Annotated in this window: 11 protein-coding genes; 6 read left to right on the forward strand and 5 right to left on the reverse strand. The window is 64.4% G+C overall.

The window, feature by feature from the left end; genetic code table 11:
* Positions 1–2: 2 nt before the first annotated feature.
* Positions 3–1064, reverse strand: a complete 1062-nt coding sequence (queA, locus tag M1D44_RS01935; RefSeq protein ID WP_316853043.1) for a tRNA preQ1(34) S-adenosylmethionine ribosyltransferase-isomerase QueA — start codon at positions 1062–1064, stop codon at positions 3–5.
* A 131-nt stretch (positions 1065–1195) separates the two neighbouring features.
* Between queA and recG the strand changes: the two genes are divergently transcribed.
* Entirely contained in the window at positions 1196–3343 is a 2148-nt protein-coding gene (recG, locus tag M1D44_RS01940) for an ATP-dependent DNA helicase RecG (RefSeq protein WP_316853044.1), read from the forward strand.
* Between the two features lie 20 nt (positions 3344–3363).
* Here recG and M1D44_RS01945 read toward each other — a convergent pair whose 3' ends face one another.
* Both M1D44_RS01945 and M1D44_RS01950 read right to left on the reverse strand, forming a co-directional pair.
* Complete coding sequence (locus M1D44_RS01945; protein WP_024979058.1) at positions 3364–4383, reverse strand: sensor domain-containing diguanylate cyclase; 1020 nt, start codon at positions 4381–4383, stop codon at positions 3364–3366.
* 188 nt (positions 4384–4571) lie between these two features.
* On the reverse strand, positions 4572–5735 hold the full coding sequence (locus tag M1D44_RS01950) for a metallophosphoesterase (protein ID WP_024979057.1): 1164 nt from the start codon (positions 5733–5735) through the stop codon (positions 4572–4574).
* A gap of 153 nt (positions 5736–5888) precedes the next feature.
* On the opposite strand from M1D44_RS01950, the gene M1D44_RS01955 reads away from it, so the two are divergent.
* From M1D44_RS01955 to ubiA, 5 genes are all read left to right on the forward strand, one after another.
* The gene (locus tag M1D44_RS01955; protein WP_024979056.1) at positions 5889–6836 is read left to right on the forward strand and encodes a LysR substrate-binding domain-containing protein; all 948 of its coding nucleotides are present in this window, start codon (positions 5889–5891) and stop codon (positions 6834–6836) included.
* Positions 6837–7141: 305 nt separating this feature from the next.
* Positions 7142–7384, forward strand: a complete 243-nt coding sequence (locus tag M1D44_RS01960) for a hypothetical protein (protein WP_316853045.1) — start codon at positions 7142–7144, stop codon at positions 7382–7384.
* Positions 7385–7558: 174 nt separating this feature from the next.
* A complete protein-coding gene (locus M1D44_RS01965; protein ID WP_024974785.1) occupies positions 7559–8059 on the forward strand; it encodes a Dps family protein in 501 nt (166 codons plus the stop codon).
* A gap of 127 nt (positions 8060–8186) precedes the next feature.
* Positions 8187–10364 (forward strand): catalase/peroxidase HPI, encoded by a 2178-nt coding sequence (gene katG, locus M1D44_RS01970; protein WP_316853046.1) that lies wholly within the window; start codon positions 8187–8189, stop codon positions 10362–10364.
* 67 nt (positions 10365–10431) lie between these two features.
* Positions 10432–11307: a 4-hydroxybenzoate octaprenyltransferase gene (gene ubiA, locus M1D44_RS01975; RefSeq protein ID WP_024974787.1), complete on the forward strand. Its 876-nt coding sequence runs from the start codon at positions 10432–10434 to the stop codon at positions 11305–11307.
* 65 nt (positions 11308–11372) lie between these two features.
* Here the strand turns inward: ubiA and proC are convergent, their stop codons facing one another.
* Together proC and M1D44_RS01985 are read right to left on the reverse strand one after the other, a co-directional pair.
* On the reverse strand, positions 11373–12197 hold the full coding sequence (gene proC / locus M1D44_RS01980) for a pyrroline-5-carboxylate reductase (RefSeq protein WP_316853047.1): 825 nt from the start codon (positions 12195–12197) through the stop codon (positions 11373–11375).
* Positions 12198–12227: 30 nt separating this feature from the next.
* Positions 12228–12944: a YggS family pyridoxal phosphate-dependent enzyme gene (locus M1D44_RS01985; RefSeq protein ID WP_112183716.1), complete on the reverse strand. Its 717-nt coding sequence runs from the start codon at positions 12942–12944 to the stop codon at positions 12228–12230.
* Positions 12945–13063 lie beyond the last annotated feature (119 nt).

The following is a 13063-nucleotide window of genomic DNA, read 5'->3' on the forward strand; positions in this document are numbered from 1 at the left end:
GGTCAGAGCGATTGGGGTTCGCCGGATTCGGATGGAGCGCGCGTCAGCAGCATGGCGTCGCCGTAACTGAAGAAGCGGTAGCGCTGGGCGATGGCGTGCTGGTAGGCGCCTCGGATGGCGCTCATGCCGGCAAATGCCGATACCAGCATCAGCAACGTCGATTTTGGCAGGTGGAAGTTGGTCACCAGCATGTCGACGGCGCGGAACCGGTAGCCGGGAGTGATGAAGATGTCGGTCTCGCCGCTGCAGGCATTGAGCGTGCTGTCTGGCTGCGCGGCCGATTCAAGCGCGCGCATCGACGTGGTGCCCACCGCGATCACGCGGCCACCGGCTGCGCGCGTGGCGCGGATGGCTTCAGCCAGTTCGGGCGTGATTTCGTACCACTCGCTGTGCATGCGGTGCTCGGCGATGTTTTCCACGCGCACGGGCTGGAACGTGCCGGCACCCACGTGCAGCGTGAGAAAGCCGCGCTGGATGCCCATGGCGTCCAGCTTGGCGAACAGCGCATCGTCGAAATGCAGGCCCGCCGTGGGTGCCGCGACGGCGCCCGGGTTGCGCGCATACACGGTCTGGTAGCGCGTCTCGTCAAAGCTGTCGGGGTCGTGCTCGATGTAGGGCGGCAGCGGCAGGCGGCCGTATTGCTCGATCAGATCCAGCGCCGGCTGCGGGAAACGCAACGTAAAGAACGGCTCGGCGCGGGGGCCGACCGTCACGTCAAAGGCGTCGGCCAGGCGAAGTGTGGTGCCCTCGACCGGTGATTTGCTGGAGCGGATTTGCGCCAACACGGTGTGCTCGTCCAGCAGGCGTTCGACGAGCACCTCGACCTTGCCGCCACTGGCCTTGTGACCGAAAAAGCGCGCCTTGATGACACGGGTGTCGTTGAAGACGAGCAGGTCGCCGGGGCGCAGGTAGTCGACCAGATCGGCAAACTGGCGGTCTTCAAAATGTACGGCATCTTCCGCACGGCGGACAGCCAGTAGGCGGCTCGCGGTGCGGTCGGGCAGGGCGGTTTGTGCGATCAGCTCGGGCGGCAGATCGAAGTCGAAATCGGACAGCGTCAGCATGAAAAGTGGCGCAGACGTGGATTGCGCCAAGTGATGGTGGCGGGCGCCGGTACAATCGGGCGACTCGCAAAGTTCGCCATTGTAAACGCCCTGTGCCGCCTCGCGCCCGTTCCGCCACTGATGCTGCTCCTATGCCCGACGCTGATACTGCGCCGGCACCGAAGCCAAAACGCGCAGCCCCGGCAGACAAGCCAGCCAAGGCAGCAGCCAAGACCGCCCGCCCGGCGGACAAACTGGCCAAGCTTGGCCTGCACCGCGACGTCGATCTCGTCCTGCATCTGCCGATGCGCTACGAGGACGAAACCATGCTCCTGACCATTGCCGAAGCCACGGCCCGGGCCAATACTGGCTGGGCCGCGCAGGTCGAAGGCACGGTCACGCGCAATGAAGTGGCGTTCCGGCCGCGCAGGCAACTCGTCGTGCATATCGCCGATGACTCGGGCGAGCTGGTTCTGCGTTTTCTCAATTTCTACGGCAGCCAAGTCAAGCAGATGGCCGAAGGCGTGCGCCTGCGCGTGCGCGGCGAGGTGCGCGGTGGCTTCTTCGGCGCCGAGATGGTGCACCCGACCGTGCGCGCCGTGGCGGAAGATGAACCGCTGCCCGACCGCCTGACACCGGTGTATCCGAGCACGGCTGGTGTGGCGCAGGCCTATCTGCGCAAGGCGATCCTGAACGCGCTCACGCGCACGCCACTGCCGGAAACGCTGCCGAACAGCCTCATCACCGGGCCGCTAGCGCCGCTCAAGCTGATGACGCCGGCCGATGCCGTGCGCCTGTTGCATCAACCGACGCCCGATGTCGACGAGCACAGCCTCGTCGAGCGTACGCACCCGGCGTGGCTGCGCATCAAGTTTGATGAACTGCTGTCGCAGCAGCTGTCGCTCAAGCGTGCGCAGGCCGCGCGTCGCTTGCGCAATGCGCCCATCCTGCGCGACAGCGGTAAGGATGGGCTGCTCGCGCGCTTCATGAATGCGCTGCCGTTCAAGCTGACCGGCGCGCAGGCGCGCGTGTGGGAAGAGATCCGTGCCGACCTTGCGCACCCGTACCCGATGCAGCGGTTGCTGCAGGGCGACGTGGGCAGCGGCAAGACCGTCATTGCCGCGCTGGCAGCGTGTCAGGCCATCGACGCCGGCTGGCAGGCTGCACTGATGGCGCCGACCGAGCTGCTGGCCGAGCAGCACTACCGCAAGCTTTCTGCGTGGCTGGAACCGCTGGGCGTGGACATCGTCTGGCTGGCCGGCAGTCTCAAGCGCAAGCAGAAGGACGAGGCGGCCGCGCGCGTGGCGGCTGGCACGGCGCAACTCGTGATCGGCACACACGCGCTGATCCAGGATGCGGTCACGTTCGCGCGGCTCGGCCTGGCCGTGGTGGATGAACAGCATCGCTTTGGCGTGGCGCAACGTCTGGCGTTGCGGGGCAAGGCTGGCAATGGCGATGCGCCCGCCGCCAACGCCCAGGTGCCGCACCAACTCATGATGTCCGCCACGCCCATCCCGCGCACGCTGGCAATGACGTATTACGCCGATCTCGACGTCTCTGCCATCGACGAATTGCCGCCCGGCCGCACGCCCATCGTCACGCGCCTGGTGAACGATGCGCGGCGCGACGAAGTGATTGAACGCATCTACGCTGCCGCACGCGAAGGTCGGCAGGTCTATTGGGTTTGCCCGTTGATCGAAGAGAGCGAGGCGCTGCAGCTGCAGACCGCCGTCGACACCTTCGAGACGCTTTCCCAGAGTCTGGAAGGTTTGAAGGTGGGTCTCGTGCACGGACGTCTGCCATCCGCCGAGAAGGCCGCCGTGATGAGCGCCTTCGCCGGCGGCGAGCTGCATGTGCTGGTGGCCACCACCGTCATTGAAGTCGGTGTGGATGTGCCCAATGCCTCGTTGATGGTGATCGAACATGCCGAGCGCTTTGGCCTTGCGCAGTTGCATCAGCTACGCGGGCGGGTGGGGCGTGGCACGGCGGAATCGGTGTGCGTGCTGCTATATCAGGCGCCGCTGTCGCCGACGGCCAAGCAGCGTCTGCAGACCATGCGCGAGACCACCGATGGTTTCGAAATCGCCCGGCGCGATCTGGAGATCCGCGGCCCCGGCGAATTCCTGGGCGCGCGGCAGTCGGGCGAAGCCATGCTGCGCTTTGCCGATCTGAACCACGATGCTTGGCTCGTCGAATTTGCCCAAGGAGCGGCGGACGACATGCTGGCCCGCTTTCCTGAAGCCGTCGACACCCATCTCAAGCGCTGGCTGGGCGAGCGCGAGCACTACCTGCGCGTTTAAGGCCGGCGGCGCACAGTTTTTTAGTGCGCCAACTGGGCCTGCTTGCGCAAGCGCTTGGCGGTGTACATCTCGCGATCGGCCTGATCAAGCAGGGCCGTGATCTCGGTGCCGTCTTCGGGCATCACCGCCACGCCGATGCTCACGCGCAGATCCAGCGGCTGGCCTTCGAACACGTACGGTTGCTGCACCTCTTCAATGAGCCGCTCGCTTTGCGCCTGCGCATCGGCCCGCGCGACAATGCCCGGCAGGATCACGGCAAACTCGTCACCGCCCACGCGCGCCACCGTGTCGGAGCGCCGTGCAGTGCGGCCCATGCGCTGTGCGGTCTCGCGAATGGCTGCATCACCGGCACGGTGGCCATGGCGATCATTGATGAGCTTGAGATTGTCCATGTCGACATTGAGCACACCCAAGCCGCCATGCGCGCGTTGTGCCAGATGGATCGACTGCCGCAGGCGGTCATAGAACAGCGCGCGGTTGGGGAGGTCGGTCAGCGCGTCGTGCGTGGCGCGCAGATATAACTGATCACGCTCTGCGTTGGCGGCGTGGAACATGGCCGCCGCGATCAGCTCGGACATCAATTCCAACACGCTGATGTCGCTTTCGCTGAAGGCGCCTACCTCCGGTGCCACCAGCTTGAGCACGCCGACCGTGGTGTCGAGATGCCGCAGCGGCGTGACCACCATCGAGCGCAAACCCACGCGGCGACAGGCTTCGCGGTCGACGCGCGCGTCGGTTTCGGAGTCTGTGCATTGCAGGATTTCGCTGGTCTGCACGCACAGACCCGACAGGCTTCCCTTGCGCGCCAGGCGCAGGCCCAGCAGCGTTTCGGTCAGGCCCGAAGTGGCGCAGTACACCATCTCATCGCCTTCCGCCAATTCGACGACCGCCCCCGTCGCGCACGTCAGATGCTGTGCCCGCTCGGTGACCAGCGCCATGATCGCGCCCAGATCCGTGCCCAGCTTGGCGATCTCTGACTGTGCTCGCACGATTTCAAGGAGCGTGGCGGGGTTTTGCAGATGCGGGTGGTCGAACGGCATGAGGCGCGGCGCGGGTGTAGCAGTGAGTCGGGCGATTTTAGCCCGTCACCCGAACGGCATAGACCGAAATGTCGCCGGGTTGAGGCGCCGTTACAACTTTCGTATGCACTGCGGCGGTGCGGGCAGAATCGGCAGGCCGCAAGACGTTGAGGTCGCAGGGTTCTTCGTCGAATGCCCACTCTTAGGGTTTAGCCGACGGCCGGCTCCAGCCGTATCAGCGTGATCTCCGACGGCGCCCCGAACCGCTTGGGCGGGCCCCAATATCCCGTGCCTCTGCTGGTGTAGATCCACAGGCGCCCGAGCTTGTGCAACCCAGCCGTAAAGGGCTGCTGCAGCGGAACAAACAGGCTCCACGGCCAGAACTGGCCGCCATGCGTGTGCCCCGACAGTTGCAGGTCGAAGCCGGCCTCTGCAGCGGCAGGAGCGCTGCGCGGTTGATGCGCGAGGAGGATGGTGGGCGTCACGCCGGACGGCGATCCCGCCAGCGCCCGCGTCGGATCGCTCGCATGCGCAGCGTCGAACTTGCCAGCACTGAAATCGGTTACCCCCGCGATCACCAGCGGCGCGCCGTCGTGTTCAAGCACCGTATGCTCGTTCATCAACACCCGCATGCCGAGCCGCTCGAACTCAGACACCCAAGGGCCGACGCCCGAGTAGTACTCGTGATTGCCCGTCACCGCAAAAACGCCATGCCGAGCCGACATGCCGGCCAGCGGCGCGATATGCGGACGCAGCACGTCGACCTCGCCGTCCACCAGATCGCCCGTCACGGCGATGACATCCGGTTGCAGCGCATTGAGCCGATCGACCACGCCGGCCACATACGCTCGCTTGATGGTGGGGCCGACATGCAGATCAGTGATTTGCGCGATGGTGAAGCCGTGCAGCGGCGCTGGCAGGTCCGCAATGGGCACCGTCACCCGAGCGACGCGGGGGATGCGGCGCGCATTGACATAGCCGATCAGCGTCACCAGCAAGGTGAGGGCGACGACGAGCAGGGCCGAGTCGTGGCGATAAGTCTGTGGCAGCGCGATCAGCGCAACGTCCCGCAGCAGCGTCAGGACCAGCAGCGACGAAAATAGGCCCATCAGCAACGCGCCAAACCAGCTCACGCGATCCGCCAGCGAAATCGGGCGGATCACGAAGCGCGCCGCCATCCCAGTCGGGATCATCACCGTCGATACGAGCAGGAAGATCACGCCTGCAGCCCAGCCAGCGCCGTTCCAGCCCAGATCCGGCAGGAGCCGCCATCCGATGTAGAGGTGCAGCGCTGCCATGAGCGCCACTGTCGTTGTCAGAAAGCGGCGCCTGCCGCGGGGCAGGGATCGGCTGCCGTTAGGTTCGTCACTCATGCTGGGGCGGCTCCTTATTGTTTCGTTGAAACGCATTCACGGAAGATGGGGCGGATGGCAGCGTTGTCAATGCCGGGGCCGCCGTTCGAACTCCAAGCAACATCGCACGTCCCTTGGTAAAATCTATCGATATCCCCAAGCCGATTGATCGTCATGACGCTCACTGAACTGAAATACATCGTCGCCGTCGCGCGGGAACGCCACTTTGGGCGTGCCGCCGAGGCCTGCTTCGTCTCGCAACCGACGCTGTCGGTCGCCATCAAGAAGCTGGAAGACGAACTGGCCGTGCAGATTTTCGAGCGCGGCGCGTCGGAAGTGAGCGTTACGCCTGTCGGCGAGCAGATCGTCACACAGGCGCAGCGTGTGCTTGAACAGACGATGGCGATCCGCGAGATCGCCAAGCAGGGGATGGACCCGCTGGCGGGGCCGCTGCGCCTGGGGGTGATCTACACGATCGGGCCGTATCTGCTGCCCTCGCTTGTCAAGCAGATGATCGACACCGTCCCGCAGATGCCGCTGATGCTGCAGGAGAACTTCACCGTGCGGCTGGTGGAGCTGCTCAAGCAGGGCGAGATCGACTGCGCCATCATGGCCGAGCCGTTTCCCGAGGCCGGTCTGATGACGGTGCCGCTGTATGACGAGCCCTTTGTCGTGGCGGTGCCGCGTGGCCACGAGCTGGCCAAGGCGTCGTCGGTGGACCCCGAAGCGCTCAAGCAGCAGACCATGCTGCTGCTGGGCAACGGGCATTGCTTCCGCGACCACGTGCTGGGCGTCTGCCCGGAGTTGTCGCGCTTTTCGCAGAACGCGGACGGTATCCAGAAGACGTTCGAAGGTTCGTCGCTGGAGACGATCCGCCATATGGTTGCCAGCGGCGTGGGCATTACGGTGCTGCCGCGTACGTCGGTGCCGAGCATGCAGCCTGCCGCCACCGACCTGCTGAGTTACGTGCCGTTCCAGGAGCCGGTGCCCGACCGCCGCGTTGTGCTGGCATGGCGCAAGAGCTTCACTCGCATCGCTGCGATTGAAGCGGTGGCCAAGGCGGTCGCGCAATGCAAACTGCCTGGCATCAAGCTGTTGCCGCCCACCCCGCTGATTCACTGATCCTCCGTGGTGCCAGTTGGCCGTCATTCATGGCGGTCATAGCGCACGCCTAATTGATAGATAAAAACAATCAAATATACGATTCGATAGCAAGAAGATAGACTGTCTTCCATCGTGAGCGCATCGCTTACTACTCAATCACCGTGGAGCCCGTCATGTCCTTGCCGCTTGCCTCGAACACCGTCGCGACCGTGCTGGAATGGCTCGCTGCCTATGGTGAATCGCACTGACCTGATGGATGCATGAAGCTGCCCGCGCTTGTCGTGCGGGCGTCAAGAACGCGCGGGGTCGCAAGGAGAAAAAGCATGGCAATGGTGCGGATGTTTGTTTCGGAATGGCAGGGGTTTGCGGGCACCGTGCGCGCGTTGCAGGCAGAGGTGCCGACGCTGTCCGGCATGCCCGGCAGCGCGGCCGGTGGGCTCGGCACCCGCGCTGCGGAATCCGCCCGCCTGCAACGCAAGTGGGTGCGCAAGCAGATCGGTCTAACGATCGTGGCTGCCGGCGCTATGATCGTGCTCCTGCACGGCATGGTGCAGCTCATGGTCTGATGACCGGCCTGATGCTCGGTTGCCATCCGCTCTGCGTTTCGTCATCGGACGCTGCGACGATCGGAACTTGCTGCGCGAGCGGCAACCGAAAGAAGGCTTGAAGCACGCGTGGCCCGACGCTGAATCAAGCGAAGGGCATCGCGTTTTTGCACACCACTTCATAGGGGAATCCAGATGGCAAAGAAGAACAATGGCGCGACTGCCGCAGCCCAGATCAACATCGGCATCGCCGACAAGGATCGCAAGAAGATCGCCGAAGGCCTGTCGCGCCTGCTGGCCGATACCTACTCGCTGTATCTGAAGACGCATTACTTCCACTGGAACGTCACCGGCCCGATGTTCAACACGCTGCATCTGATGTTCGAGACGCAGTACAACGAACTGTGGAATGCCGTCGACCCCGTGGCTGAGCGCATTCGCGCGCTGGGTTATCCCGCTCCGGGCTCGTATTCGGAGTTCGCCAAGCTGTCGTCGATTCCGGAATCGAAGGGCATTCCCGAGGCGATGGACATGGTGCGCGAGCTGGTAGCCGGCCACGAAGCCGTGACGCGCACCGCCCGCAGCCTGTTCCCCGATGTCGACAAGGCCGCCGATGAACCGACCGCCGACCTGCTGACGCAACGCATGGACACGCACGAAAAGACCGCGTGGATGCTGCGCTCGCTCCTGGCTTAAGGCTGGCTTGACGGCCGTTCGCCACGTTTGCGACAGGCGTTTCGACAGCAGCGAATTGCGCCCCTCCCGCGAGCCCGTTGTGTTGCGGGTGGGGCTGCATCAACCCCATGACCTAAACGAGAGAATCATGACGACTGAAGCCAAATGCCCGTTTCCCGGCCATGCTCCCGCTGCTTCGCACGCCTTCGGTGGCGGTACGGCCAACAAAGACTGGTGGCCCAATCAGCTGCGCGTTGATCTGCTGAACCAGCATTCCGAGAAGTCTGATCCGCTCGGGTCGAAGTTCGACTACCGCAAATCATTCAATGCGATCGACTACGACGCGCTCAAGGCCGATTTGCGCCGCCTGATGACGGATTCGCAAGACTGGTGGCCGGCAGACTTCGGTCACTATGGCCCGCAGTTCATCCGCATGGCGTGGCACGCCGCAGGCACGTACCGCACCGGAGACGGCCGTGGCGGTGCAGGGCGCGGCCAGCAACGATTCGCACCGCTCAACTCGTGGCCCGACAACGTCAACATCGACAAGTCGCGCCGCTTGCTGTGGCCGATCAAGCAGAAGTACGGCCAAGCCATCTCGTGGGCCGACCTGCTGATCCTGACCGGCAACGTGGCACTCGAAACCATGGGTTTCCGCACCTTCGGCTTTGCCGCGGGCCGTGAAGACACCTGGGAACCGGACAACGATGTGTACTGGGGCAGCGAGACCGCTTGGCTCGCGCCCACCAACAACCCCAACAGCCGCTACTCGGGCGACCGCAATCTTGCGAACCCCCTGGCCGCCGTGCAAATGGGCCTGATCTACGTGAACCCGGAAGGCCCGGACGGCAACGGCGATCCGCTGGCCGCCGCCCGTGATATCCGCGAAACGTTCGCCCGCATGGCGATGGATGACGAAGAAACCGTCGCGCTGATCGCCGGCGGCCACACCTTCGGCAAAACGCACGGCGCGGGCGCGGCAAGCCACGTTGGCGCCGATGTCGAAGCGGCTCCGCTGGAAGCCCAAGGCCTTGGCTGGGCCAGCACATATGGGACCGGCAAGGGCGCCGACGCCATCACCAGCGGGCTGGAAGTCACCTGGACGCAGACCCCTGCGCAATGGAGCAACTTCTTCTTCGAAAACCTGTTCAAGTACGAATGGGTGCAGGAGAAGAGCCCCGCCGGCGCGCTGCAGTGGGTGGCCAAGGACGCCGATGCGATCATTCCGGGCCCGACGCCCGATTCGCCCAAGCGCCGCCCGACGATGCTGACGACCGATCTGTCGCTGCGCTTCGATCCGGCGTACGAGAAAATCTCGCGCCGCTTCCTCGACAACCCGCAGGCGTTTGCCGAAGCCTTTGCCCGCGCCTGGTTCAAGCTCACGCACCGTGATCTCGGCCCGAAGTCGCGTTACCTCGGCCCCGAAGTGCCGCGTGAAGACCTGATCTGGCAAGACCCGCTGCCGGCGGCCACGTACAAGCCGACCGAGGCCGACATCGCCGACCTCAGGGCGAAGATTGCTGCTTCGGGCCTGACGGCATCCGAACTTGTTGCGGTGGCATGGGCATCTGCTTCGACCTTCCGGGGTTCGGACAAGCGCGGCGGTGCCAACGGTGCGCGCATTCGTCTGGCTCCGCAGAACGACTGGGCAGTCAACCAGCCGGTTGTCGGCACGCTGGCCAAGTTGGAGGAGATTCAGCGCGCCTCCGGCAAGGCTTCGCTGGCCGATGTGATCGTGCTGGCGGGCGGCGTCGGTATCGAACTGGCCGCCAAGGCAGCCGGAACGACGATCACCGTGCCGTTCACGCCGGGCCGCGTTGATGCCACGGCCGAGCAGACCGACGCCGCCTCGTTCGCGCCGCTCGAACCGGTGGCCGACGGCTTCCGCAACTACCAGAAAGCCGACTACGCGATGCCGGCCGAAGTGTTGCTGCTCGACAAGGCCCAGTTGCTGACGCTGACCGCACCTGAGCTGACCGTGCTGATCGGTGGCCTGCGCGCCATCAACATCAACGCGGATGGCAGCCAGCACGGCGTATTTACCGCCACGCCGGGCGCGCTGACCAACGATTTCTTCGTCAACCTGCTCGACATGGGCACCGAATGGAAGCCTGCCGGCGACATCTACGAGGGATTCGATCGCAAGACGGGCGAGCGCAAGTGGACGGGAACGCGCGTCGATCTGGTGTTCGGTTCGAATTCGATCCTGCGTGCGCTGGCAGAGGTGTTTGGCAGCGCCGACGGTAAGGAGCGCTTCATCAGCGAGTTCGTTGCCGCTTGGGTCAAGGTGATGAATCTCGACCGCTTCGATTTGGCCGCCGCCTAAGCTGCTTTCGGCGGGACTAAAATGGCGCCTTGCCTCGTGCAGGCGCCATTTTTCTTTGGTGATTTCCATGCAATCGTCCGCCGCCCAACCCAGCCGCCTCGTGCTCTATGCGCGCCTGATGCGCATGGACAAACCGATCGGCACGCTGCTGCTGCTGTGGCCGACGCTGTGGGCGCTATGGATGGCCGCTGATGGCCATCCGCCGGTGTCGCTGGTGGTGATTTTCACGGTCGGCACGTTCCTGATGCGCTCGGCTGGCTGCGCCGTCAACGACTGGGCGGATCGCGACTTTGACAAACACGTCAAACGCACCAAGGAACGGCCGCTGACCGCTGGCCTGATTGCCCCGTGGGAGGCGCTGGCGGTTGCCGCGGCGCTGTCGCTCGTCGCCTTCACGCTGATCCTGCCGCTCAATGCGCTGACCAAGTGGATGTCGGTGGCGGCCATCGTGATTGCCGGCACGTATCCTTTCTTCAAGCGGTTCTTCGCGATTCCGCAGGCGTACCTGGGTATTGCGTTCGGGTTTGGGATCCCGATGGCGTACGCAGCGGTGCAGGATCAGGTGCCGGTGCTGGCGTGGCTGATGCTTGCCGGCAATGTGTTCTGGGCGATTGCCTACGACACCGCATACGCGATGGTCGATCGCGATGATGATCTGCTCATCGGCATCAAAACATCGGCCATTACCTTCGGACGCTACGACGTGGCGGCGATCATGCTGTGCTACGTGGGGTTCTTCGGGATCATGGCTTGGGCTGGCCATGCGATGGCGCTAGGCGTGGCGTATTGGATCGGGTTTGCCGCTGCCGTGGCGTTGTCGCTTTGGTATTACCCGATGCTGCAGACGCGGGATCGGATGAAGTGCTTTTTTGTTTTCCGGCATAACAATTGGCTGGGGGCTTGTTTGTTTGCTGGGGTGGTGGGGGCGTATTTGCTGCGCTAGGGGGTTGGTGGTGCTTCACCTGTTTCAGCCCCGGCAGGGAACGAAACACAGATGGACCGACCGCCTCAATCCCGCCCAAACTCCTCCCCCATCTCCTTCCCACGAGCCGCCGCAGCATGCATTGCCCGCACAAAGGCAGCCTTAATATCGGCCCCTTCCATTGAAGCGAGCGCCGCATAGGTCGTCCCACCCTTGGACGTCACGCGCTCGCGCAGTACCTCAATCGGCTCAGAGGATTGGCCTGCCAGCGTGGCCGCGCCAATAAACGTCTCGACCGCCAACGTGCGCCCATCCTCTGCCGATAGCCCCAGTTCCTTCGCTGCCTGCTGCATCGCCTCGATGAAATAGAACACGTACGCCGGGCCGCTGCCCGAGATGGCGGTCACCGCATCAATCTGCGCCTCGGCGGGCACCCACACGCTCTTGCCGACAGCATTGGCGATGGCGCTGGCGGTGGCACGGTCGGCATCCGACAGGCCCGCATTGGCGGCCAAGCCGGTCATCCCCAGACCCGAGAGCGCTGGCGTATTCGGCATCGCCCGAACCACACGTGCGTGCCCATTCAGCCAACGGGACAGATCCTGGATCCGGATGCCCGCCGCCACCGACAGCACGAGGCTGTCACCCAGATGCGGTGCGAGTTGCGCACAGACCTCACGCATCTGCTGCGGCTTGACGGCCAGGACGATCACGTCGCGGTCGGCCAGTTCTGCGCCCGGGGCGGCGGCGGTGCGAGCGCCCCAGGTTTGTTCGGCGCGGCTGCGGGCAGGTTCGGTCGGGTCCACCACCACGATGTTGGCGCCGTGCGCGCCCTTGGCAATGAGGCCGCCGATGAGGGCCGCTGCCATGTTGCCGCCGCCGATGAAGCCGAGTTTCAGAGTGTCGAGCATGAGAATGGTGGTGTGAAAGAAAACAGGAATTCAGGCGTTTGCATACTGCCGCGCCCCGAAGATGGCGCTGCCGACGCGCACAATGGTGGCGCCTTCGGCAATCGCGTCTTCCAGGTCGGCGGACATGCCCATCGACAGCGTATCGAGCGGGATGCCGGCCTCGCGCAGCCGACCTGCCAGGGCACGCAGATCAGCAAACGGCTTGCGTTGCGCGGCAGGGTCATCGCTCGGCTCGGGCACGGCCATCAGGCCGCGCAACTGCAGGCGGGGCAGCGCCGAGACGGCTTGTGCCACGGCAAGCACTTCATCGAAATCGGGCAGCAGACCGTGCTTGCTGGCCTGGCGGCTGATGTTGATCTCAAGACAGACCTGCAGCGGTGGCAAGGTGTCGGGGCGCTGGGCTGAGAGGCGCTCGGCAATTTTGAGGCGGTCGACGCTGTGGACCCAGTCGAACTGCTCGGCCACGGTGCGGGTCTTGTTGCTCTGCAGGGGGCCGATGAAATGCCAACGGATCGGGTCGGCGCCCGTGCGCAAGTCGGACAGCGCGTCGATCTTGGCAACGCCTTCCTGCACGTAGTTTTCGCCAAAGAGGCGTTGCCCTGCGGCATGTGCGGCGCGTACGGCATCGGCGTCGAACGTCTTGGAAACGGCCAGCAATGTGACACCCGCAGCATCGCGCGAAGCCAGTGTGCAGGCCGTTGTGATCCGTTGACGCACGGCTTGCAAGTTGGCGGCGATTACAGACATAATCCGGCGACGTTTGTTACAAATAAACAAGGTTCCGGCACGTCAAATCAACGGCTCGGAGCGCGTCTGGAGGCGCCATTGCGACGCCCGGGCGACATAAAAAAGTCGGGGGTCATTAT

The sequence above is a fragment of the Ralstonia sp. SA306 genome (assembly GCF_054792405.1).